Here is a 20,283-nt window from a genome sequence, read left to right as displayed (position 1 = left end):
GGTTACAAGGCCGCGAGGCCCAAGAACATCCAGAGGGATTCATGAAAATCAAAGCAATTGTTGCTGCCGCATTGCTGGCAGTGGGTGGTGTCGCTTCCGCAGCCGATACCAATTGGGGCAACCATGACGCCTTCGAAATCGGCTTCAATGCTGGCACTGGTGCGGGCAGCCTGATCAGCGACAAGTACAGCTTCAGCCTGGCCAGCACGGCCGGCGTGCTGGCGGTGGCGGTGTCCAACGACGGCGGCATCCTCAACCTGGCCGAAGGTCTGGTCACGCTGTTCAAGGTCGGCGAGGCCGCGGCGCTGGGCTCGTTCAGCTTCGATTCGGCGGCCGTCAACTACTCGTTCGGCTCGCTGGCCGCTGGCGAGTATTTCTACACGGTGTCGGCCAAGGTGGCCCCCGGTGCCCTGGCTGGCACCTATCAGCTGAACTCGCAACTGGCCCCGGTGCCGGAACCCGAGACCTATGCCCTGATGCTGGCCGGTCTGGCCGCAGTGGGCTTTGTGGCTCGCCGCCGCAGTATCAAGGCCTGAGTTTTCTCGGCCATATGAGAAGGGCGCCAGTGGCGCCCTTTTTTCATGTCCGCGCGCTGCGGTAGGGTTCCTCGCAGTCTAGAAAATCCTGCTCCGCCAGCGCGTCGCTGATCCAGTCGGCGACGCCGGGCGCCTGGCGCACGCGCTGGGCATAGGCGGCGCTGGCGGGCGACAGCGGCAGGCCGTAGCTGTGGATGCGCATCACCACCGGCGCGAAATAGGCGTCGATGGCGCCGAACTCGCCGAACAGGAAGGGGCCGCCGCTGGCCGCCAGCTGTTCGCTCCAGATCGCATCGATGCGGGCCAGATCGGCGCGCACCTGGGGCTGCTCGGCCAGCAGGCGGGTGCCGACCTCGGGCAGGCTCGCTTCGATATTCATCGGGCAGTTCTGGCGCAAGGCGCCAAAGCCGGCGTGCATCTCGGCGCAGATGCTGCGGGCACGGCTGCGCTGTCTTGCATCGCGCGGCCAGATCGGCAGCTCGGGATGGCGCTCGGCGATGTGCTCGGCGATCGCCAAGGTGTCCCAGACAGCGAAGCCTTCGTCCTCGATCAGCACCGGCACCTTGCCGGTCGGCGTGTAGCGGGCCAGCTCGCGGTAGAAGTCCGAGCCGGGCGCGAAGTCAAAGCGCAGCTTGCGTTCCTCGAAGGGGATGCCGAAGGCCTTCAGCAGCACCCAGGGGCGCATGGACCAGGAGGAGTAGTTCTTGTTGCCGATGATCAGATGCATTGGGGGTTTCCTCGTCAAAACCCCGTCATCCTAAGCGGCGCCATGCGTCTCGTGGGTGAGGCTTGCGCAAGGGATTGATGCGCCCGCCGCACGCGAACGGCGCGCCAGGATCTCAGCGTCCGGCGCCGGCACGCCAGCGGTCCAGCCGCGCCAGGCCCAGCCCGCTGCCCAGATAGGTCGGCACGATGGCGGAGGCCGCATGAGCCTGGATGCCCAGCTCGGCCAGGCCCGGCAGCTGGCCGCCGGCCACATTGGGCAGCTGCATCGAGGCCAGGTTGTCGCGCGACATCAGCGGCTCGCCGGGCAGCAGCTCCAGCGCGACGGCCTGCAACCAGGCCAGCGGTCCAGGCAGCGGCAGGATAGGGCGCGAATGGCCGACACAGCGCCCGGCCAGCCGCACCAGCTCGGCCAGGCTGGCCACCTGGGGGCCGGCCAGTTCATAGGTCTGGCCCACCGTGTCGCCGTCGACAACGCAGCGCACGATGGCCGCCGCCACATCCTCGACCCAGACCGGCTGGAAGCGCGCCTTGGCGCCGGCCAGCGGCAGCAGCGGGAACAGCGTCTGCAGCCGCGCGAACAGGTTCAGGAAGCGATCACCCTGGCCGAAGATCACCGAGGGCCGCAGCAGGGTCAGATCCAGGCCCTGCATCTGCGCGGCGGTCTGCAGCGCGGCCTCGCCATGGGCCTTGGAGCGCAGATAGCGCGAGGGTGCCTGGTCCGACACGCCCAGCGCGCTGACATGGATCAGCCGGCGCACGCCGCTGGCCCTACAGGCCGCGGCCAGGCGCTGCGGCAGCTCCACATGCACATGCTGGAAGGCCGCCTCGCTGCCTTGCAGGATGGCGACCAGATTGATCACCGCATCCTGCTGAGCCAGCAGCGCGCGCAGCTGCGCCTCGTCGAACAGATCGGCCTGCAGCACCGTCAGCCCCGGCAGCGACTGCACCGCCTGGGCCGCGCGCAGGCGCCGGGTCGGCACGGTGATGCGGGCGGCGCCGCCGAACTCGCGCACCAGCTGCTCGCAGACCGAGCGGCCGACAAAGCCGCTGCCGCCGAGGACCAGCACGCGAGGATTGCCGGTGCTCATGGCAGGTCCTGATTGATGGGCGCAGCGCCGGCCGGGCCGATCAGCCGGCCCAGGCGCGAGCGCAGATCGGGCGGCTCGGTGCCCAGCAAGGCGGCGTAGATGGTCGCGTTGGAGAGCACGCGCTTGACATAGTCGCGGGTCTCGTGGAACGGGATGTTCTCGGCCCAGATCGCTGCATCCAGCGGCGGCCCCTGCCGCCAGCGGCGCGGGCGCGAGGGGCCGGCGTTGTAGGCGGCGGCGGCCATCGCCATCGAGCCGCCGAAATCATCGAGCACCAGCTTCAGATAGCGGGTGCCTATGCGCAGATTGAAATCGCGGTCGGTCAGCAGCTCGGGCCGGTAATCGATGCCGACCTTCTTGGCCGTCCAGCGCGCGGTGCCGGGCATCACCTGCATCAGACCCGAGGCGCCGACATGGGAACGCGCATCGCTGACAAAGCGCGACTCCTGGCGGATCAGGCCGTAGACATAGGCCGGGTCCAGCCCGATCTCGCGGGTCTGCGCCAGCAGCTCGTTGCGATAAGGCGTCGGAAAGCGCTGGGCCAGATCGATCTCGCCGCGGCTGCGCTCGCTGGTGTTGATGCAGCGGTCCCAGACCTCGCGGTCGCAGGCGATCTGTGCGGCGGCCAGCAGCTCGCGGTCGCCCATGCCGCGCAGGCTGAAGTTCCACTCGCGCACCCCTTCGCTGCGCAGCCCGGCCGCGATCAGCGCCAGCGCCCGGCTCAGGCCCGGGTGGTTCAGGGCCTGGGCCTTCTCGGCCGCGCTCAGCGCCAGCGGGGTGGGCGGCAGCGCGGTGCGCTGGCCCAGCTCCTCGGCCGCCAGCTTGCCGTAAAAGCTCAGCGGCGAGGCCAGGCCCTGCAGCAGGCGCTGGGCCTCGGCCTGCTTGGCGGCGGCGCTGCTCTGCTTGAGCGCACGCGCCTTCCAGAATTGCCAGGTCGGGTCCTGCTGCTCGGCAGCGCTCATCAGCTCGATGGCGCGCAGCAGCAGGGCCGGGCGGCCCGCGCCGTCATCGGCGCGCAAGGCCGCGCGGGCGGCCCGCGCCAGGGTTTCGTCGCTCCACTCGGGCGCCTTCTTGCCCTGCAGCTTCAGCGCCTTGTCGTAGTAGTCGGCCGCCTCGGGCTGCAGCTTGAAGGCGGCCGAGCGACCGATCTGGGCCCAGACCCAGGCCGCCAGCTCATGCGGCAGCTGGCGTTCCCAGCGCTTGTTCATGAACTCGGCCGTCACCTCGGCGTCGTTGGCGGCGCTGCGTATCAGGGCCAGCGTGGTCAGCTCGTCCTGCTGGCGGTTGTTCGCGGCGGCCTTGCGGGTCAGGTAGCGGCCGGCGTTGTCGAGCAAGGCCTTGACCTCGGCCTCGACCGGCTTGCCCAGCAGCCGGGCGGCCGCCTGCATCGCCTGCGGCCGGCCGGCCTCGGCCGACAGGCGCAGCTTGAGCCAGACATCCTCGGCGTCCAGGCGCTTGGCCTCATACAGTGCGCCGGCCATCAGCTGGCAGCCGTCGTCGGCATCGCGCTGCGCCAGCCAGGCCGAGCGGGCCGACACGCGCACATCGCGGCCGGCCAGATGCTCGGTCAGCAGCGCGTAGCAGCTGACCTGGCGGTCGTCATTCATCTTGAAGCGCGGATAGTCCTGCGCGAAATTGGCCCAGTCGCGGCGCCGGCCCAGCTCCAGCAGCCAGTCGTTGCGCAGGCGGTCCTCGACATAGCTGCCCGGCCAGCGGGCGTAGAAGGCCTCCAGATCGCTCTGCTGCAAGTCCTTGAGCCGCAGGCCCAGCTCCCAGTAGTCGATCCAGGGGGCCAGCGGGTACTGGCGTTCCAGCGCGCTGGCCTTCAGCGCGGCCAGGCGCTGGCCATCCCTGGCACGCAAGGCCTCGCGGGCCTCGGTGATCAGCTCGGGTTTCGCGGCCGGCTGTGCAAGACTTGTCCCTGCCGCCAGGCCCAGCGCCATCAGCGCGGCCAGGGTCCGCCGCCCAGCTTCATATACTGCCAACAACATTCTTTCCTTCATCGGTGCTTCGGTGTCCCAGACTTCTACAGTACCCCATGAACGCGCCGCGCTGCGCACTCATTTGCTGGCCGCGCGTGCGCAATGGCTCGCTTCCACGCCCGGCCAGGCCGCAGCGGCCGCCTTGGCGCAGCGTCTGCGCGAGCTGCTGGAGCAGCTGGAGCCGCAATGCCTGGGCCTGTACTGGCCGCTGGACGGCGAATTTAACGCAGTGAGCGATCTGCTGGCCCATGCCTTGCCGGAGCCGCCGGTGCTGGCCCTGCCCTATGNGGAGCCGCAATGCCTGGGCCTGTACTGGCCGCTGGACGGCGAATTTAACGCAGTGAGCGATCTGCTGGCCCATGCCTTGCCGGAGCCGCCGGTGCTGGCCCTGCCCTATGCCTACCAGGCCTCGCGCCGGATGGACTACCGGCGCTGGGACGGCAGCCCGCCGGCCGTGCAGGACGAATGCGGCATCGCCAGCTGCGCCGGCGCGCCGGTGCAGCCCGATGTGGTGCTGGTGCCCTGCGTGGGTTTCACCCGCGAGGGCTACCGCCTGGGCTACGGCGGCGGCTATTTCGACCGCTGGCTGGCCGCCCATCCGGGCGTCACGAGCGTGGGCCTGGCCTGGAGCTGCGGCGAGGCGAGCTTCGCCGTCGAGCCGCATGACCAGGCGCTGACCCTGGTGCTGACCGAGCACGAGATCATCAGCCCCTGAGCTCTTCCGCCTCGCCGATATCGCGCCGCGACTGCGCGGCCTGCGCCAGTATCCAGTCGCTGAACTGCTGGACCTCGGGCCGGTGGCGGCCGTGGCGGGACAGCAGCAGCCAGTAGGCGTAAGGGCTGTCGAGCCGGCCCTCGGGGCCGAAGGGCTCGATCAGATCGCCGCGATGCAGCTGCTCGCTGACCAGGGCCAGCCGGGCCAGCGCCACCGCCTGGCCGGCCAGGGCCGCCTGCACCTGCTGGTAGGTGAAGTTCAGATACATCCAGCGCCGCGGTTGCAGGCCGCCCTGGCCGTGCTCGCGCAGCCAGCGCCGCCAGCTCAGGTATTCGGCGCTGGGGCGCTGGTCGTCCTCCTCGGCCAGCGTGTAGCGGGCCAGATCGGCCGCGCTGGCCAGCGGCGGCACCTCGCCCTGCGCGGCCTGGCGCGCGAGCCAGGGGCTGATCACCGGGGTCAGGGTCTCGCCGAACAGGCGCTGCGCCTCGCTGCGGTCGGCGAGCTGGCCCGGTGAGGCATAGCGCAGCGCGATGTCGACCTCGCTGTCGTCGAGCTCGACCACGGTATCGTGGGCCGAGACGCGGATGTCGATGTCCGGATGCTCGCGCTGGAAGGCCTCCAGCCGCGGGATCAGCCACAGCGAGGCAAAGGAGGCAAAAGTGGTCACATTGACGACCTGGCGGCCGCGTGTCTGGCGGATCTGGCGCACCGTGCCGTCGAGCTTCTCCAGCACCGCGACGGCCGTGCCCTGCAGGGTGGCGCCATCGGCGGTCAGCTCGACATGGCGGGTGCCGCGCAGGAACAGCGTGCAGCCGATCTCCTCCTCCAGCGTGCGGATCTGGCGGCTGATGGCCGACTGGGTCAGGTAGAGCTCTTCGGCGGCGGCGCGAAAGCTCAGCAGGCGTGCCACCGCCTCGAAGGCGCGCAGCGGACCGATCGACAGCGGACGTTGGCGGAGCGGCTTACTCATGAGCAAATGGTATCAATCCTGCGCGCTCATCTCATTGGACGATGATTCGGGTAGTCCCTAGTATTCACCCATGCCAAGCAGCTGTTGCTGCCGCAGAGCCAGGGGAATCAATCATGAGCAAATTGCAATCCACAGTCGCACAAGCCCAGTTCACGCAATCGGTCTGGTCCCTGCCGTCCGGCGAGGCCCTGAGCCTGGAGATCGGCCCCGGTGCGCGCGAGCTGAGCGTGGTCGAAGGCCGGGTCTGGCTGACCCAGGCCGGCAGCCTGCAGGACATCTGGCTGGAGCCGGGCCAGAGCGTGTCGCTGGCCTCGGGCAGCCAGATCGTGCTGGAGGCCTGGCCGAGCGCGCAGTTTCAGCTGCTGGTGCCGCCCAGCGCCTGCCCGAGCCTGGCGCGTCGTGCCCGGCCGGCCGCTGCGGCCAGCAGCGCGGCCTGGCTGAAGCCGGCCGGCCTGGCGACCGCCTGAGCCTTGCGCTATCGATAAACCCGCTCACGCGGCGGGTCGGGGCTCCCGCACAATCGCGGCACCGCAGCACTTGGATGGAGCCCCGCGTGGATGTCAATGATCGAGCCGCCCTGCGCCGCAAGCTGATTCAGGACCGGCTGGACCTGCCGGACCGCCTGGCGCTGGCCGAGCAGCTGCAAAGCGTGCTGCGTGTCTGGCTGGTGCGGCGCCGCGAGAGCACCATCGGCGCCTACTGGCCGATCAAGGGCGAGTTCGATCCACTGCCGGCGCTGTACCGCTGGAGCGAGGCCGACCCCCAGCGCCGGATTGGCCTGCCGGTCGTCGACAAGGAACACGGCACCCTGCGCTTTCATGTCTGGTATCCCGGCTGCCCGATGGAGGAGGATGCCTACGGCATTCCCAAGCCCAAGGACACCGAGGTCTTCGAGCCCCAGCTGATGATCGTGCCCTGTCTGGGCTACGGCCCCTGCGGCCTGCGCCTGGGCTATGGCGGCGGCTTCATGGACCGCACCCTGGCCGGCCTGACGCCGCGCCCGGCCACCGCCGGTGTCGGCTATGCCCATGGCTTTTTGCCGCTCTTGAAGGCCGAGCCGACCGATATGCCGGTCGACGCGATGCTGACCGAGGAGGGCGTGGTCTGGGATGTGAACGGCTGATCGACAGACAATCCGCAGATGAATGATTCCTCCTACGCCCAACACCTGAGCCGGCTGCAAGCGCAGGCCGAGAGCGCGCTGGCCCGCAGCGGCTTCGATGCCTTGCTGATCGCCGCCGGCATCGAGAAGTACGCCTTTCTCGACGACCGGCCCTATCTGTTCCAGCCCAATCCGCATTTCAAGCACTGGCTGCCGCTGACCGCGCATCCGCACAGCTGGCTGCTGGTGCGCCCGGGCCACAAGCCGCGCCTGGTGTATTACCAGCCCGATGATTTCTGGCATGTGCCGCCGGCCGACCCGAGCGGCGAATGGTTGCCCCATGTCGAGCTGTGCGTGATCGGCCGGCCTGAAGATGCGCCGGCGCATCTGCGCGTGCCGGGCCGGCTGGCCATCATCGGCGAGGCCGATGCGGCGCTCGACGGCCTGGTGCCCAACAATCCGGCGGCGCTGCTGAACATGCTGCACTGGCAGCGCGCGGTGAAGAGCGGCTACGAGCTGGAACAGATGCGCGCCGCCTCGCGCCGTGCGGTGCCGGCCCATAGTGCCGCCAAGGCCGCCTTCGAGGCCGGCGCCTCGGAGCTGGACATCCATCGCGCCTATCTGGCCGCCAGCGGCCATACCGACCGTGACCTGCCCTACAGCAATATCGTCGCGCTCAACGAGCACGGCGCGGTGCTGCACTACCAGTATCAAGACCCGACCCCGCCGGCCCAGTCACGCTCGCTGCTGATCGACGCCGGCGCCCAGGTCAATGGCTATGCCTCGGACATCACGCGCACCTGGAGCGGCTGCGACGAGCGCTTCGATGCCTTGCTGGCGGCGATGGAGGCGGCCCAGTTGGCCCTGGTCGACGAGGTGCGTGCCGGCGTCGACTACCGCGACATCCACCTGAGCACGCACCGCCGCATCGCCACCATCCTGGCCGAGCAGGGCATCGTCCGCATGAGTGCCGAGGCTCTGGTCGAGCAGCGCGTCACCAGCACCTTCTTCCCGCACGGCATCGGCCATCTGCTGGGCCTGCAGGTGCACGATATCGGCGGCTTCATGGCCGACGACAGCGGCGCGCTCGCGCCCAAGCCCGAGGGCCATCCCTATCTGCGCCTGACGCGCCGGCTCGAGCCCGGCATGGTGGTGACGATAGAGCCGGGGCTCTACTTCATCCCCACCCTGCTCAACAAGCTGCGCGCCACGCCGGCCGGCAGCGCGGTCAACTGGGGCCTGGTCGAGCACCTGGCCCGCTTCGGCGGCGCGCGCATCGAGGACGATGTGGTCTGCCGCAGCGACGGCGCGCCGGAGAACCTGACGCGGGATGCGTTTGCGGTGGTGGGGTGATGAAGGGTGGGGCGCGAGGGGGCGGGGGTGACTGTGAGAAGCTGATTCAAGCCGGTCGAAACTCGCTGGCGATTGTCCAAAGCGGACGTCGAGGGGCGCGAACTCTCCCAAGTTGAGCGAGAACCCGCCTAGGCCTATCGGCCCATTGCCTGTTCTTCGAGTCCTGAGCTCAGTCAACATAGTCGAAATGAGCGGGTTCTCCATCCCACGCGCTGTATAGGTGCCTGCCATCCCAGTAGCTAACGCGGCCGCCCTCGTGAATCTTGCGCTTTGCCCGCCACACGGTCTCGGCGCGGTGGTGACCAAGAGCATCCTCGCCGAACGACGGTACTTCTGTCCCTCGCTGTCCGTAGCCATCGTGTGTCACCGTGCGGCGAGGTAGGGACATCAACAGCGCGGCGTGTTTGGTCTCCTTAAGGACCAGCGCGAAGGTGTTGTGGGTCATGTTGTACCCCCAGGTCGTGTGCAGTACCCTTGGGTCGGCGGCCAGGGACACCTGATGCAATAGTCGGTCGACGTTTTCTCTGGACACGAGCGAAGACTTGTCCTTGACGATTCCGTTCGTCGCAGTCGTGCACCACTGCGCTACGTCCGCAGTCGTCGCGAGTTCGATGACGTTTCCTGCTCGAGCGGCAAACCGCCGCGCGCTCGGCAAATAAGTCGAAGTCGTGACGAACATCCCCCTCGGCGCCTCTTCGACGGCCATAACACCTCGAAGCGCCGCGACGGCGTCTAGTTCAATCTTGCGGTGGGGCGCATACCGTTTGGCCTGGACGAGCGTGAGGACGTCCCCCAGCGGACCGCGTTGCCAAAGACGAATGTCAACCCCACCGTCTCCGGAGCCCGGTCCCAACTCTGTAGTGAATCCCTGGCTCTGGAAGACTCGGCTAAGCAGGATCTCAAACGCGCGCGGGTTGAGGCGATGAAACTGGTCTGGATTGGCGGCGAAGTGGGCGTATAGCTCCTCGTAGACGTCTCCGGCATCCGGCTGGATCAGCGAGCAGACCCACTGCCAATGGAAGTACGATTCGAACGCCGCGTTCAGCGCCGCATCGTTTGCGTAGAAATAGTAGACGTAGCCGTTCTGGTTCTCGCAAAAATAGCCCAGTGAGGCGACGAATTCGTGGAATGGTGGGCCGCCGACCTCTAGATCTTCATCCAGCACACGCATAAGGTCGCTACCGGTACACAGAACTGTCACCACAGCGGGCGAACTGGGTTCCCCACCGACGTGATGAAGATAGTCCTTGAAACCGCTGTCCAGCCAGAGGTCGCGCTCCTCAGCCCATTTTTGGATGGCCGCTTCAAGACTTGATATCTCTTGGGCCAACTGAGGGTCCGTATACCCGGCGTTCATCGAATAGGTGCTTGAAAGAATGGTGGTGTCAAAAAGCATAGCGCCTGCAAGCTTCTGCGGGAAATGCCTGTGCTCAACAACCAAGATGTCTAGCATCGCTCGTGAATGACCGCATAGCGACCATCCTCGATCTTCCACGCAGGTCCCGTCAGAGACGGCATACGCTGCGGTGCCGAAGTTCTGCTGCAGGCTGGTCAGAGTCACTCGCTGAGCAAGGTCTGAGCGCAGTCAGCCGATCGCATCTGATCCGCTCTTTTCGGTCAGATTCTGAGCCTGGGTTTTGGGCGTTGGGCTTGGCACAGTCTGGCCTGAAAGCGAGGTCCGATCATGAGTCCGTTCCGGTATGTGCGAATGGTGTTGTGGAGCTTCATCGGCATTGGCGGCGGTGCACCACGCCGGGAGCTGGCAGAGATGAAGCCGCTGGTGCTGATCGGCGTGGCCGTGCTGCTGGCCGCACTGTTCGGGCTGACGCTCTGGGGGCTGGCGAACCTGGCAGTCTCCGCATGGGCACAGCAGCCATGAAGCGCCTGCTTCCTTCTTGCCCGTCTTCTGCCGATGAAGTTCTTCGCCATCAAGTGGCATTGCGACCAAGAGAAGAAGAAAAAAAGAAGAAATAGCGAAAGCGGCGGACCGTGCGCGTCAAGCTCGGGCGTGACAAGCCGGGGCAACTTCCGCTCCTGGCCGAGCCGTGGCATGCGGCTAGGGGAGAATCACGGTCTGGACTGCCCGATGGGCGAGACAGCCTCTCCCTCTCTACGGCTGCTGCCGTCAGACCGCTCATGACCGACGCCCCTCTTCAATACACGACCTTGCCGCCCTGGCCCAAGGCTTACCCGGCCAGCGGCGCCAGCGCCACGCTGAAGTTCCTCAACGAGGATTTCGTCGTGACCGAGCTGCCGCTGCAGCTGCCCTCCGGTGCGGGCGAACACCTCTGGCTGGACATCGAAAAGAACGGCGCCAACACCGTCTTCGTCGCTAAAGCGCTGGCCGAGGCCGCCGGCGTGCAGGAATGGGACGTGGGCTATGCCGGCCTCAAGGACCGCTACGCCATCACCCGTCAGTGGTTCAGCATCTATTTGCCGAAGGGCGAGACGCCCGACCTGACCCTGCTTCAGCACCCGGAATTCAAGGTGCTGAGCCAGAGCCGCCATGTGAAGAAGCTGCGCCCCGGTGATCTGCTGGGCAACCGCTTCCGCCTCGTGCTGCGTGAGGTGAGTGGCGACCGCGACGCTGTTGAGGCCAATCTTCAGGCCGCTGCGGCGCGTGGCGTGCCCAACTACTTCGGCGCTCAGCGTTTCGGCCATGACGGCGGCAACATCGAGCAGGGCCGGGCCATGCTGGCGCGCGAGATCCGTGTGCGCAACCCGAAGAAGAAGGGCCTCTACCTGTCGGCGCTGCGCTCCTTCGTCTTCAATGAAGTGCTGGCGCTGCGTATCCAGCAGGGGCTCTGGGGCAAGACCCTGCCCGGCGACGTGTTGGACGAGGCGGGACTGCCCACCGGACCGCTCTGGGGACGGGGCCGCGTGATCACCACCGATCAGGCGCAGGCCCTGGAAATGGGCGTGGCCGAACGTCACGCCGGCTTGTGCAACGGCATGGAGCACGCCGGTCTGGACCAGGAGCGCCGCGCCCTGGTGGCCAGGCCGGTGGACCTGTCATGGGCATGGCCGCAAGCCGATCAACTGCTGCTCACCTTCTCTTTGCCCGCCGGGACTTACGCCACGTCCGTGCTGAACGAAATCCTCCACACCACCGAGCCTGAGCGGCACACCGAGTCTGCGGCTGCCGAATGACGGTGCCCTCACGGGGTTCGGCCGCTCATACCTTGGCGAGGAAGGCCGCCGCATCACCCGCTTCACACTTCCAGTCTGCGAAGACCCCGACCAGATTGCATTCCACGCAGCGGCAAGCGATGTAGTACCAGCGCACGTCATGTGTGCCCTCGTAGACGGAGACGCCGGACATCAGCTCGAACACCTCGTTCTCGCACACGCACTCGTGCGTCTCGGGCGCGGCTTCTTCAACGTAGTCCGCGCTGTCGCCCATCAGGTGTTCCTGCCCGCAGTCGGTGCAGGTGCGGATGGCCACGCCGGCGGCTTCATCGGTCTGTAGCGCGAAGGTCCGGCACCCGCAATCGCATTTGGACGCGGCAAACCGGACGGCTTCATGGCGATTCGCAATGCTGTAGCTGCGCAGCTCGGCTTGGGTGTCGCCGGACGTCGTCCCGTACCAGAACTCGCCCTTCTTCGTCAGTGCCATTGATGCTGCTCCATTCTTCAAGGTGGGCTTCCCGGCAGGCCTGAGGCCAGGCTCGCCCCGATCATCCGGATTTTGCCTGGAGGCCCGGCGAATCGTTGTCCAGGGCCCCGGTAGGGGTGGTCGCCGCGGTGTGGTCGAGAGCTGAGCATCCTCCTGTTGCGGCGTCACTGCGGAACTCGAATGACAGGTGCGCTTCTACCCGGTAGGCTTGAATCGGCCCATAGCGGTGGTAGCGCGATCAGATTTGCAGCCATTCAGCGTTGCATTGGCAGCGCTGCGCTGCGCGGCTCGGTCGCGCAGCGCCCGTGTTGGTGCTTATGGGCCTTTCCACATGAGAGACCACCCGCTGGGGCTGGGTGGTGCCCCGCCCGCCGAACACTCGGCTTGTCTTGCGCCTGCAGCGTTCTGTTGTGATGCTTGCGAGACACTTTCAATGTCAGGGCAATGCAGCACGCCCCTCAAACAGCTCGACGAGGGGCCGTGTGCCCTCAAACACCGCGTCAAACAGTTGCTTGATGCGGGGTACATGGCGCAGATCCAAGCGCGTGAGCACCCAAAGGTCGCTGCGCCACGCTTTGGGCGGCGTCGGTATCACGCGGCAGATGCTGGACTCCAAGTCACCGAGATAGCACGGAAGCACGGCCATGCCTGCGCCGGCTTTGACCAAGTTCAACACGTTCACGTGGCTGTTGGTGCGCAACACGGCATTGGCGTCCAAGCCTTGCTGGTGCAGCCACTTGGAGGAATCCAGGTGCGCAAAGGTTTCGTCACCGGCAACCCAGGGGAAATCGGCCAGGTTGCCGGGGGTTGCGCCACCGATCTTGCGTGAGCGGTACACCGTGGACTCGATGCGGCACAGACGCCGTGCCACCAGCGGGTCCGCCGGCCGGCCGCCCGCGCGAATGGCCACATCGGCCTCGCCCTTCAGAATGTCTTGCTGCACCGTGGAGGTGTTGATCAACAACTGCACACCAGCCTGGCGCTGGTAGGCGCTGAGCAAGGGGGCCAGGGCTGCGTGCATGAGGGTGTCGGTCGTGGTCAGCCGCACAACCCCACCCGGCCAGGCCGCGCGCTTTCCGAGCCGCCGTGTTGCCGAGGCCAACTCGGTTGCCATGCCGGCGGCCACTTGCAACAGCTCCTGCCCCGCCTCCGTCAGCGCATAGCCGGACCGATTGCGCTCAAACAAGCGCACGCCAAGCTCGGATTCCAGAGACCCCAGGCGACGAAACACGGTGGCATGACTGACTCCCAGTTTGTCGGCGGCTGCGATCAGAGATCCAGCGCGGGCAATGTGCAAGAAGAAACGCAAGTCGTCCCAAGACTTGGGGCTTTGGGTCATGGCGGCGTACCACGGATTCGGATTTCAATGACTTGCAATTCTGACATGTTGGCTTGCACAAATGGACGAAGTGAGGGATGACCAAGCACCTAGGCTTCGAGGATCAATTTGCACACCTCGAGAGCAAGCGGGCATGCCAGATCCAACCAGCACTCCAAGCACACCCAGCACCGGTGCAGCTTCTGACTTCGACTTCTTTGTCGGATCCTGGCAGATACAGCACAGTCGGCTCAAGGAACGGCTGACGGGCTGCCAGGAATGGGCGCAATTCGAGGGCAGTTCTGTCATGCAAAAGCTGCTCGGGGGCCATGCCAATGTGGATGACAACGTGATTCACCTGCCCGATGGCGACTACCGGGCCCTGACCATCCGAAGCTTCGACGCGGCCAGTGGTTTGTGGTCGATCTGGTGGTTGGATGGTCGTCATCCAGGGCGACTCGATGTGCCTGTTGTGGGTGGCTTCAAGGACGGCAAGGGCTACTTCTACGCCGACGACATTCATAACGGCCACGCCATTCGCGTTCGTTTCTTGTGGACTCAACGCTCTGAACTGGGGCAACCACGTTGGGAGCAAGCGTTCTCCACCGATGGTGGTGTCAGCTGGGAAGTCAATTGGGTGATGGACTTCCGCCGTACCGACGGTGTTGCGGGAACACTTGGATGCCCGTAATCGAAATTCGCAGCTACCGGCTGGTGCCGGGCAGCCGAGATCGGTTCCACCAGCTGATCGACCAGCAAAGCCTGCCGCTGATGCTGGACTGGGGTATTGACGTCGTGGACTTTGGTCCCTCATTGCACGACGCTGATGGTTATTTCCTGATTCGCGCTTTTCACGACATGGTCACGCTTGAAGTCGCCCAGGCCGCCTTCTACGCGAGTCCGGCCTGGCGCAACGGGCCACGCGAAGCCATCGTGAGCTTGATCGCTTCAGACAGCAACGTCGTGATGGAGATGAGCCACGACCGCATTGAGGCCTTGCGCAACCGAACCATCGCCACCAATGGACGGCTCCCCGATTGACGCACCCCAGAAACAATTGGACAACACAGACCGATTGCCACCCTCGACAAGTAGACATCGGCAGGCCCCAGAATGAAGTCTCGGGGCGCCGATGGTCCTTGGCTCAGCGGTGCGGGCGAGTCGCACGGCTCTTCTTCAGGGCGGGTGGGCTTAGAAGCGCCAGCCCAGACCCACGCCGACCAGCAGCGGGTCGACCTTGAACTTGCCAGCCGACTGGCCGTGCGAGTAGACGGTGGTGTCGATCTGCACCTTCTTGATGTCGACGTTCAGGAACAGGTTCTTGGCCAGCTCGATATCGGCGCCGACCTGCAGCGACAGGCCGTAGCTGTTCTTCTTGATGCTGGGGGCCAGCGCGGCGACCACTGCCGGCGCGAAGTTGACGCTGGAGAAGCGGGTGTAGTTCAGGCCGGCGCCGATATAGGGGCGGAAGGTCGCGGTGGGCGCGAAGTGGTACTGCAGGCTCAGGGTCGGCGGCAGATGCTTGAGCGAGCCGATCTTGGCGCCGCCGGCCTTCAGATCATGCTTTTGCGGATAGGTCAGGACCAGCTCGGCCGCGATGTTCGGCGTGAAGAAGTAGCTGATGTCGACCTCGGGGATGGTCTTGTTGTTGATCGCCAGACCGAGACCGGTGCTGTCCTTGTTGGCCGCGTCGAGATGCACGGCACGCACACGCACCAGCCAGGGCTCTTGCATGGCCTGTGCCTGGGCGGTGCCGGCCAGGCTGAGAGCGGCGAGGGTGGCGAGGACGATCTTCTTGGACATGGGACAAGCTCCTTGTTGATGGGACCCGTGTGGCCCCGATGAAGCTATTGGAGGCGCTCATCCCGGGTTAACCCTTGATCTGACGCAAGCATAAAAAAGCCCCCGCACGGAGGGCTGGCGGAGTTTGCGCTGGCTCAATCTTGTCAGCCGAGTCTGAGGCGTTTGCACAACTCCAGGGTCAGCGCCGACTGGTTCAGCGTATAGAAGTGGATGGCCGGCACGCCGCCGGCGATCAGGCGCTCGCAGACCCGCGTCATCACATCCAGGCCGAAGGCGCGGATCGAGGCCGCGTCGTCCATATAGCCTTCCATCTTCAGCGCCACCCAGCGCGGGATCTCGATGCCGTCGCGCTGGGCGAACTGGGCGATGCGGGCGTAGTTGTGGAAGGGCATGATGCCCGGGATGATCGGTGCGTCCACACCCAGGGCCCGCACCTCGTCCACGAAGTTGAAGTAGGCGTCGGGGTTGAAGAAGAACTGCGTGATCGCGGCGCTGGCGCCGGCGCGCATCTTGTCGGCAAAGTGCTGCAGATCGCGCGCCGCGTAGCGCTGCTGCGGGTGGTACTCGGGATAGGCTGCGACCTCGATCTTCCAGTCCGGGCCCTGGGTCTCGCGGATGAAGCGCACCAGCTCGGCCGCATAGCGGAACTCGCCGGCCGTGGCCGTGCCGCTGGGCAGGTCGCCGCGCAGCGCGACCACGCGGCGGATGTTCTGCGCCCGGTAGGTGGCCAGGATCTCGGCGATGTTCTCGCGCGTCGAGCCGACGCAGCTCAGATGCGGCGCGGCCTCATGGCCCATCGCCGCGATGTCCATCACGGTGGCCAGGGTCTTGTCGCGGGTGGAGCCGCCGGCGCCATAGGTGACGCTGAAGTACTGCGGCTGCAGGACGCTCAAGTCCTGCACCACGTTCTTCAGCTTCTCGGTGCCCAGCGGCGTGTTGGGCGGGAAGAATTCGAAACTGACAGCGGTCGTCATGGTTGTTGTGCCCACAAGAAGAACTCTTTATTGCCATCACCGCCGGTGATGGCGCTCTCGAAATAGCCGCGCACCTGCCAGCCCAGCGCCGCCGCCGCCTCGCGCGCCCGGGTCTCCAGCAGCGGGTACTGGGCCGCATCGCGCACCAGGCCGCCGCGACCCAGGGCCTTGGGTCCCAGCTCGAACTGCGGCTTGATCAGCAGCAAGACCTGGCCCCCCGGCGCCAGCCAGGGTGCCAGGCGCGGCAGTTCGCCCAGCATCGAGATGAAGCTCAGGTCGCCAACGATCAGCGCAAAACGCTGCGCCGGCTGGTACTGCCGCACATGCATGCCCTCGATGGCCTGCACCCGAGGGTCGCCCGCCAGGCCTGCATGCAGCTGGCCATGGCCCACATCGATGCCGACCACCCGCGCCGCACCGCCTTTAAGCAGACAGTCGGTGAAGCCGCCGGTGCTCTGGCCGATGTCCAGCACGGTCAGCCCGCCAAGGACCAGCCCGCTGGCCTTCAGCGCGCCTTCGAGCTTGAGCCCGCCGCGCGAGACATAGCGCAGCTCCGCGTCATCGGTGATGCGGAACTGGGTGACCTCCAGCAGGTCTTCGCCGGCCTTCTTCACCGGCGTCCAGCCCTGGGCCGAGGCCCACTCGACGGCGCCGTTGTCGATCAGCCGCTGAGCGGCCGAGCGCGTCGGTGCCAGGCCCTGGGCGACCAGCAGCTGATCGGCGCGCATCGGCCTTTTAGTAGCGGTAGGTGTTGGATTTGAACGGGCCGACCTTCGGCACGCCGATATACGCCGCCTGCTCATCGCTGAGTTCGCTGAGCTGCGCATTCAGCGTCACCAGCTGCAGGCGCGCCACCTTCTCGTCCAGGTGCTTGGGCAGCACATAGACCTTGCCGATGTCGTAGGCGTCCTTGTGCGCGTACAGCTCGATCTGGGCGATCGTCTGGTTGGCGAACGAGGACGACATCACATAGCTCGGGTGGCCCGTGCCGCAGCCCAGGTTCACCAGGCGGCCCTTGGCCAGCAGGATGATGCGACGGCCCGAGGGGAAGATCACATGATCGACCTGGGGCTTGATCTCGTCCCACTCGCAGGCTTCCAGCGAGGCGACGTCGATCTCGTTGTCGAAGTGGCCGATATTGCAGACGATGGCATTGTTCTTCATCGCCGCCATATGCTCGTAGCGGATCACATTCTTGTTGCCGGTGGCGCTGACGAAGATGTCGGCCTTGTCGGCCGCGTATTCCATCGTCACGACGCGATAGCCTTCCATCGCCGCCTGCAGCGCGCAGATCGGGTCGATCTCGGTGACCCAGACCTGAGCCGAGAGCGCGCGCAGCGCCTGGGCCGAGCCCTTGCCCACATCGCCGTAGCCGGCGACGACGGCGATCTTGCCGGCCACCATCACATCGGTGGCGCGCTTGATCGCGTCGACCAGCGATTCGCGGCAGCCGTAGAGATTGTCGAACTTGCTCTTGGTGACCGAGTCATTGACATTGATCGCGCGGAACAGCAGGCCGCCCTTGGCCGCCATCTCGTTCAGGCGCAGCACGCCGGTGGTGGTTTCCTCGGTCACGCCGATGATCTCGGCGCTCTTGCGGGTGTACCAGGTGGGGTCCTGGGCGATCTTGGCCTTGATCGCGGCGAACAGGATGCGCTCCTCCTCGCTGCCCGGCTTGGCCAGCACCGACAGATCCTTCTCGGCCTTCTGGCCCAGATGCATCAGCAGCGTCGCGTCGCCGCCATCGTCCAGGATCATGTTCGGGCCTTCGCCGGCCGTGCCCTTGGCGCCGAAGTCAAAGATGCGATGGGTGTAGTCCCAGTAGTCTTCCAGCGTCTCGCCCTTGTAGGCAAACACCGGCGTGCCGGCGGCCACCAGCGCGGCGGCGGCGTGGTCCTGGGTCGAGAAGATATTGCAGGAGGCCCAGCGCACCTCGGCGCCCAGCGCCTGCAGGGTCTCGACCAGCACGCCGGTCTGGATGGTCATGTGCAGCGAGCCGGTGATGCGCGCGCCCTTGAGCGGCTGGCTGGCGGCGTATTCCTTGCGGATGGCCATCAGCGCGGGCATCTCGCTCTCGGCGATGCTCAGTTCCTTGCGGCCCCAGGCGGCCAGGCTCAGGTCGGCGATATGGTATTGGTCAGCGGACAGCGTCGTCATTGCAAAAGCTCCTTCATGTTTGAAGCCGCAATGCCGGTGGGACGTCAGAGTCAAAAAACGGTCACCCACGCGAGACATTGCGGGTGAGCGCGGTTGCAGTGGTCTGAAGATCAACGCTTCAAGACAATCCGAGCCTGGCCTCAATGGGAGCTGAGGTTGCAACGCTCCTCGGAAGCTTGAATTCTAGCTGCAAGCCGCACGGCTCTGGTGTGGAATAGCGCCGGGATTGACGACAATCCCGGCCCATGCAGCCTTTGAATCTTTGCCCCCCGGCGGCCTTGCGTGCCGTGCGCGGCGTGCTCACCGACATCGACGACACCCTGACTGCCGACGGCGCGATCGCTCCCGAGGCCTTGCAGGCGCTGCACGAGCTGCGCGCCGCCGGTCTGCCTGTGATTGCGATCACCGGCCGCCCGGCCGGCTGGAGCGAGCCCTTCGCGCTGGCTTGGCCGGTGGCCGCCATCGTGGCCGAGAACGGCGCGGTGATGTTGCGCAATGAAGGCGGCGCGCTGCGCCGCGATTTCAGCCAGGACGAGGCCACGCGCAGCGCCAACTTCGCCCGGCTGCAGGCCTGCGCGGCCGATGTGCTGGCGCGCGTGCCAGGCACCTGCCTGGCGACCGACAGCCCGGGGCGGCTGACCGATATCGCGATCGACCACAGCGAGTTCGCCCATCTGGCACCGGCCCAGATCGCGCAAGCCTGCGCGGTGATGCGCGAGCATGGGCTGACCGCCACCGTCAGCTCCATCCACATCAACGGCTGGATCGGTGAGCACAGCAAATGGACCGCCGCGCAATGGGCGGTGCCGACCGCGCTGGGCCTGGACTTCGACGCGCGCGACTGGGTCTATGTCGGCGACTCGACCAATGACCAGCTGATGTTCGAGCGCGTGCCGCTGTCGGTGGGCGTGGCCAATATCGCGCGCTTTGTGCCGCAACTGCAGCGCTTGCCGGCCTATGTCACCGACGCCGACCGCGGCCAGGGCTTCGCGGAGCTGGCTGCGGCCCTGCTGGCGGCGCACGGCGGATCCGGCCGATGAGTCACCGCCATCGTCTGCTGCTGGTCGAGGACGATGTCAAGCTGGCAGCCCTGATCGCCAGCTTCCTCGGCCAGCATGGTTTCGAGCTGCTGCTGGAGGAGCGCGGCGACCGCGCGCTGGCCCGTTTCGAGCGCGAGCGCCCGGACCTGGTGCTGTTGGACCTGATGCTGCCGGGCCTGGACGGTCTGGCCGTGTGCCGAGAACTGCGCCGTCTGAAGGCCGATGTGCCGCTGCTGATGCTGACCGCGCGCGATGCGCTGGCAGACCAGGTGCTGGGCCTGGAGTCCGGTGCCGACGACTATGTACTCAAGCCGGTGGAGCCGATGCTGCTGCTGGCTCGCTTGCGCGCGCTGCTGCGTCGCCGCAGTGCCGACGCGGCAACCGTGCCGGCACCGCTGCGCCTGTTGGATGGGGCGCTGTCCCTGTGCGCGGCGCGGCGCGAGGCCCATCTGGCCGACACGCCCCTGTTGCTCAGCACCCAGGAGTTCGAAATGCTGTGGGTGCTGGGCCGGCGCGCCGGCCAGGTGGTCTCGCGCGACGAGCTGCTGCAGGCGCTGCGCGGCCTGGAGTTCGATGGCCTGGACCGCAGCGTCGACCTCTGCATCAGCCGGCTGCGCCGCAAGCTGGGCGACACCGCACGCACGCCGGCGCTGATCAAGACGGTCTGGGGCCGCGGCTATCTGCTGGTGCCCTGAGTCGACACCATGCTGCGTTTCTACCTGCGCCTGTTGCTGCTGTTGCTGCTGGTCGGGGTGCTGGCCGTCTGGGGCGTTGGCCAGTGGTCGGAACGCCATTTCGGCCCCAGCACCCAGACCTATTTCCATGAGCTGACGCGCGGCATGGTCTACGAGCTGCGCGAGCGCCTGGCGCCGCTGCCGCCGGCGCAGCGCGGCGCCGCGCTGG

The 20,283-nt window shown here is 66.5% G+C and carries 23 protein-coding genes and 1 riboswitch; of the genes, 12 read left to right on the top strand and 11 right to left on the bottom strand.

All coding sequences use genetic code 11. From position 1 onward, the window contains the following. Positions 1–41: 41 nt before the first annotated feature. The gene (locus PO768_RS19265) at positions 42–536 is read left to right on the top strand and encodes an FxDxF family PEP-CTERM protein (protein ID WP_269838197.1); all 495 of its coding nucleotides are present in this window, start codon (positions 42–44) and stop codon (positions 534–536) included. 43 nt (positions 537–579) lie between these two features. Here the strand turns inward: PO768_RS19265 and PO768_RS19260 are convergent, their stop codons facing one another. From PO768_RS19260 to PO768_RS19250, 3 genes are all read right to left on the bottom strand, one after another. After that, a complete protein-coding gene (locus tag PO768_RS19260) occupies positions 580–1,263 on the bottom strand; it encodes a glutathione S-transferase family protein (RefSeq protein WP_272647338.1) in 684 nt (227 codons plus the stop codon). Positions 1,264–1,375: 112 nt separating this feature from the next. Further along, a complete protein-coding gene (locus PO768_RS19255) occupies positions 1,376–2,350 on the bottom strand; it encodes a complex I NDUFA9 subunit family protein (RefSeq protein ID WP_272647337.1) in 975 nt (324 codons plus the stop codon). Then, positions 2,347–4,341 carry a lytic transglycosylase domain-containing protein gene (locus PO768_RS19250; RefSeq protein WP_272647336.1) on the bottom strand — a complete coding sequence of 665 codons (1,995 nt, stop codon included), beginning with the start codon at positions 4,339–4,341 and terminating at the stop codon, positions 2,347–2,349. The genes PO768_RS19255 and PO768_RS19250 overlap by 4 nt, the downstream gene beginning before the upstream one ends. Between PO768_RS19250 and PO768_RS19245 the strand changes: the two genes are divergently transcribed. Then, on the top strand, positions 4,229–5,047 hold the full coding sequence (locus PO768_RS19245; protein ID WP_442953252.1) for a 5-formyltetrahydrofolate cyclo-ligase: 819 nt from the start codon (positions 4,229–4,231) through the stop codon (positions 5,045–5,047). The two genes, PO768_RS19250 and PO768_RS19245, sit on opposite strands and share 113 nt — an antisense overlap. On the opposite strand, the gene PO768_RS19240 is transcribed toward PO768_RS19245, so the two are convergent. Further along, complete coding sequence (locus tag PO768_RS19240; protein WP_272647334.1) at positions 5,037–6,017, bottom strand: LysR substrate-binding domain-containing protein; 981 nt, start codon at positions 6,015–6,017, stop codon at positions 5,037–5,039. The genes PO768_RS19245 and PO768_RS19240 overlap by 11 nt on opposite strands. Before the next feature lie 113 nt (positions 6,018–6,130). Between PO768_RS19240 and PO768_RS19235 the strand changes: the two genes are divergently transcribed. The 3 genes from PO768_RS19235 to pepQ all read left to right on the top strand — a co-directional run bounded on the left by PO768_RS19235 (position 6,131) and on the right by pepQ (position 8,472). Further along, on the top strand, positions 6,131–6,484 hold the full coding sequence (locus PO768_RS19235) for a DUF2917 domain-containing protein (RefSeq protein WP_262971516.1): 354 nt from the start codon (positions 6,131–6,133) through the stop codon (positions 6,482–6,484). Positions 6,485–6,570: 86 nt separating this feature from the next. Next, positions 6,571–7,140 (top strand): 5-formyltetrahydrofolate cyclo-ligase, encoded by a 570-nt coding sequence (locus PO768_RS19230; RefSeq protein WP_269838189.1) that lies wholly within the window; start codon positions 6,571–6,573, stop codon positions 7,138–7,140. A gap of 18 nt (positions 7,141–7,158) precedes the next feature. Then, entirely contained in the window at positions 7,159–8,472 is a 1,314-nt protein-coding gene (gene pepQ / locus PO768_RS19225) for a Xaa-Pro dipeptidase (RefSeq protein ID WP_272647333.1), read from the top strand. A 169-nt stretch (positions 8,473–8,641) separates the two neighbouring features. Here pepQ and PO768_RS19220 read toward each other — a convergent pair whose 3' ends face one another. Next, positions 8,642–10,033 (bottom strand): restriction endonuclease, encoded by a 1,392-nt coding sequence (locus tag PO768_RS19220; RefSeq protein WP_272647332.1) that lies wholly within the window; start codon positions 10,031–10,033, stop codon positions 8,642–8,644. A 123-nt stretch (positions 10,034–10,156) separates the two neighbouring features. Between PO768_RS19220 and PO768_RS19215 the strand changes: the two genes are divergently transcribed. Together PO768_RS19215 and truD are read left to right on the top strand one after the other, a co-directional pair. Then, the gene (locus tag PO768_RS19215; RefSeq protein WP_272647331.1) at positions 10,157–10,351 is read left to right on the top strand and encodes a DUF2970 domain-containing protein; all 195 of its coding nucleotides are present in this window, start codon (positions 10,157–10,159) and stop codon (positions 10,349–10,351) included. A 110-nt stretch (positions 10,352–10,461) separates the two neighbouring features. Beyond that, the gene (gene truD / locus PO768_RS19210) at positions 10,462–11,622 is read left to right on the top strand and encodes a tRNA pseudouridine(13) synthase TruD (RefSeq protein WP_272647330.1); all 1,161 of its coding nucleotides are present in this window, start codon (positions 10,462–10,464) and stop codon (positions 11,620–11,622) included. A 25-nt stretch (positions 11,623–11,647) separates the two neighbouring features. On the opposite strand, the gene PO768_RS19205 is transcribed toward truD, so the two are convergent. Both PO768_RS19205 and PO768_RS19200 read right to left on the bottom strand, forming a co-directional pair. Continuing rightward, a complete protein-coding gene (locus PO768_RS19205) occupies positions 11,648–12,088 on the bottom strand; it encodes a hypothetical protein (RefSeq protein ID WP_262971509.1) in 441 nt (146 codons plus the stop codon). A 436-nt stretch (positions 12,089–12,524) separates the two neighbouring features. Continuing rightward, positions 12,525–13,427: a LysR family transcriptional regulator gene (locus PO768_RS19200; protein WP_272647329.1), complete on the bottom strand. Its 903-nt coding sequence runs from the start codon at positions 13,425–13,427 to the stop codon at positions 12,525–12,527. A 133-nt stretch (positions 13,428–13,560) separates the two neighbouring features. Here PO768_RS19200 and PO768_RS19195 point away from each other — a divergent pair, with 133 nt between their 5' ends. Both PO768_RS19195 and PO768_RS19190 read left to right on the top strand, forming a co-directional pair. After that, entirely contained in the window at positions 13,561–14,097 is a 537-nt protein-coding gene (locus PO768_RS19195; RefSeq protein ID WP_272647328.1) for a DUF1579 domain-containing protein, read from the top strand. Continuing rightward, entirely contained in the window at positions 14,088–14,447 is a 360-nt protein-coding gene (locus tag PO768_RS19190; RefSeq protein WP_272647327.1) for an NIPSNAP family protein, read from the top strand. The genes PO768_RS19195 and PO768_RS19190 overlap by 10 nt, the downstream gene beginning before the upstream one ends. A gap of 150 nt (positions 14,448–14,597) precedes the next feature. On the opposite strand, the gene PO768_RS19185 is transcribed toward PO768_RS19190, so the two are convergent. From PO768_RS19185 to ahcY, 4 genes are all read right to left on the bottom strand, one after another. Further along, on the bottom strand, positions 14,598–15,209 hold the full coding sequence (locus PO768_RS19185; RefSeq protein WP_272647326.1) for an OmpW/AlkL family protein: 612 nt from the start codon (positions 15,207–15,209) through the stop codon (positions 14,598–14,600). Positions 15,210–15,352: 143 nt separating this feature from the next. Further along, complete coding sequence (gene metF, locus PO768_RS19180) at positions 15,353–16,183, bottom strand: methylenetetrahydrofolate reductase [NAD(P)H] (RefSeq protein WP_272647325.1); 831 nt, start codon at positions 16,181–16,183, stop codon at positions 15,353–15,355. Next, positions 16,180–16,911: a TlyA family RNA methyltransferase gene (locus PO768_RS19175; protein WP_272647324.1), complete on the bottom strand. Its 732-nt coding sequence runs from the start codon at positions 16,909–16,911 to the stop codon at positions 16,180–16,182. Before PO768_RS19175 ends, metF begins: the two co-directional genes overlap by 4 nt. Positions 16,912–16,918: 7 nt before the next feature. Then, positions 16,919–18,340, bottom strand: coding sequence for an adenosylhomocysteinase (gene ahcY / locus PO768_RS19170; RefSeq protein WP_272647323.1), 1,422 nt, complete (start codon positions 18,338–18,340; stop codon positions 16,919–16,921). Between the two features lie 78 nt (positions 18,341–18,418). Then, positions 18,419–18,516: riboswitch (S-adenosyl-L-homocysteine riboswitch) on the bottom strand. A gap of 69 nt (positions 18,517–18,585) precedes the next feature. On the opposite strand from ahcY, the gene PO768_RS19165 reads away from it, so the two are divergent. The 3 genes from PO768_RS19165 to PO768_RS19155 all read left to right on the top strand — a co-directional run. Then, a complete protein-coding gene (locus PO768_RS19165; protein ID WP_272647322.1) occupies positions 18,586–19,380 on the top strand; it encodes an HAD-IIB family hydrolase in 795 nt (264 codons plus the stop codon). Further along, the gene (locus PO768_RS19160) at positions 19,377–20,075 is read left to right on the top strand and encodes a response regulator (protein ID WP_272647321.1); all 699 of its coding nucleotides are present in this window, start codon (positions 19,377–19,379) and stop codon (positions 20,073–20,075) included. Before PO768_RS19165 ends, PO768_RS19160 begins: the two co-directional genes overlap by 4 nt. 9 nt (positions 20,076–20,084) lie before the next feature. Beyond that, a partial coding sequence (locus tag PO768_RS19155; RefSeq protein WP_272647320.1) for a hypothetical protein occupies positions 20,085–20,283 on the top strand: 199 nt, incomplete at its 3' end.

It is taken from the genome of Paucibacter sp. XJ19-41, from assembly GCF_028462495.1.
Taxonomy (GTDB): domain Bacteria; phylum Pseudomonadota; class Gammaproteobacteria; order Burkholderiales; family Burkholderiaceae_C; genus Roseateles_E.
This window is presented reverse-complemented; position numbering and strand designations above follow the sequence as displayed.

What these genes read in the sequence shown, in the direction of transcription:
- PO768_RS19250 (WP_272647336.1), bottom strand. Translation starts at nt 4,341, where the DNA reads ATGTTGTTGGCAGTATATGAAGCTGGGCGGCGGACCCTGGCCGCGCTG.
- ahcY (WP_272647323.1), bottom strand. Translation starts at nt 18,340, where the DNA reads ATGACGACGCTGTCCGCTGACCAATACCATATCGCCGACCTGAGCCTG.
- PO768_RS19160 (WP_272647321.1), top strand. Translation starts at nt 19,377, where the DNA reads ATGAGTCACCGCCATCGTCTGCTGCTGGTCGAGGACGATGTCAAGCTG.
- PO768_RS19190 (WP_272647327.1), top strand. Translation starts at nt 14,088, where the DNA reads ATGCCCGTAATCGAAATTCGCAGCTACCGGCTGGTGCCGGGCAGCCGA.
- pepQ (WP_272647333.1), top strand. Translation starts at nt 7,159, where the DNA reads ATGAATGATTCCTCCTACGCCCAACACCTGAGCCGGCTGCAAGCGCAG.
- PO768_RS19165 (WP_272647322.1), top strand. Translation starts at nt 18,586, where the DNA reads ATGCAGCCTTTGAATCTTTGCCCCCCGGCGGCCTTGCGTGCCGTGCGC.
- PO768_RS19255 (WP_272647337.1), bottom strand. Translation starts at nt 2,350, where the DNA reads ATGAGCACCGGCAATCCTCGCGTGCTGGTCCTCGGCGGCAGCGGCTTT.
- PO768_RS19200 (WP_272647329.1), bottom strand. Translation starts at nt 13,427, where the DNA reads ATGACCCAAAGCCCCAAGTCTTGGGACGACTTGCGTTTCTTCTTGCAC.
- PO768_RS19205 (WP_262971509.1), bottom strand. Translation starts at nt 12,088, where the DNA reads ATGGCACTGACGAAGAAGGGCGAGTTCTGGTACGGGACGACGTCCGGC.
- PO768_RS19195 (WP_272647328.1), top strand. Translation starts at nt 13,561, where the DNA reads ATGCCAGATCCAACCAGCACTCCAAGCACACCCAGCACCGGTGCAGCT.
- PO768_RS19215 (WP_272647331.1), top strand. Translation starts at nt 10,157, where the DNA reads ATGAGTCCGTTCCGGTATGTGCGAATGGTGTTGTGGAGCTTCATCGGC.
- metF (WP_272647325.1), bottom strand. Translation starts at nt 16,183, where the DNA reads ATGACGACCGCTGTCAGTTTCGAATTCTTCCCGCCCAACACGCCGCTG.
- PO768_RS19240 (WP_272647334.1), bottom strand. Translation starts at nt 6,017, where the DNA reads ATGAGTAAGCCGCTCCGCCAACGTCCGCTGTCGATCGGTCCGCTGCGC.
- PO768_RS19175 (WP_272647324.1), bottom strand. Translation starts at nt 16,911, where the DNA reads ATGCGCGCCGATCAGCTGCTGGTCGCCCAGGGCCTGGCACCGACGCGC.
- PO768_RS19185 (WP_272647326.1), bottom strand. Translation starts at nt 15,209, where the DNA reads ATGTCCAAGAAGATCGTCCTCGCCACCCTCGCCGCTCTCAGCCTGGCC.
- PO768_RS19260 (WP_272647338.1), bottom strand. Translation starts at nt 1,263, where the DNA reads ATGCATCTGATCATCGGCAACAAGAACTACTCCTCCTGGTCCATGCGC.
- PO768_RS19235 (WP_262971516.1), top strand. Translation starts at nt 6,131, where the DNA reads ATGAGCAAATTGCAATCCACAGTCGCACAAGCCCAGTTCACGCAATCG.
- PO768_RS19265 (WP_269838197.1), top strand. Translation starts at nt 42, where the DNA reads ATGAAAATCAAAGCAATTGTTGCTGCCGCATTGCTGGCAGTGGGTGGT.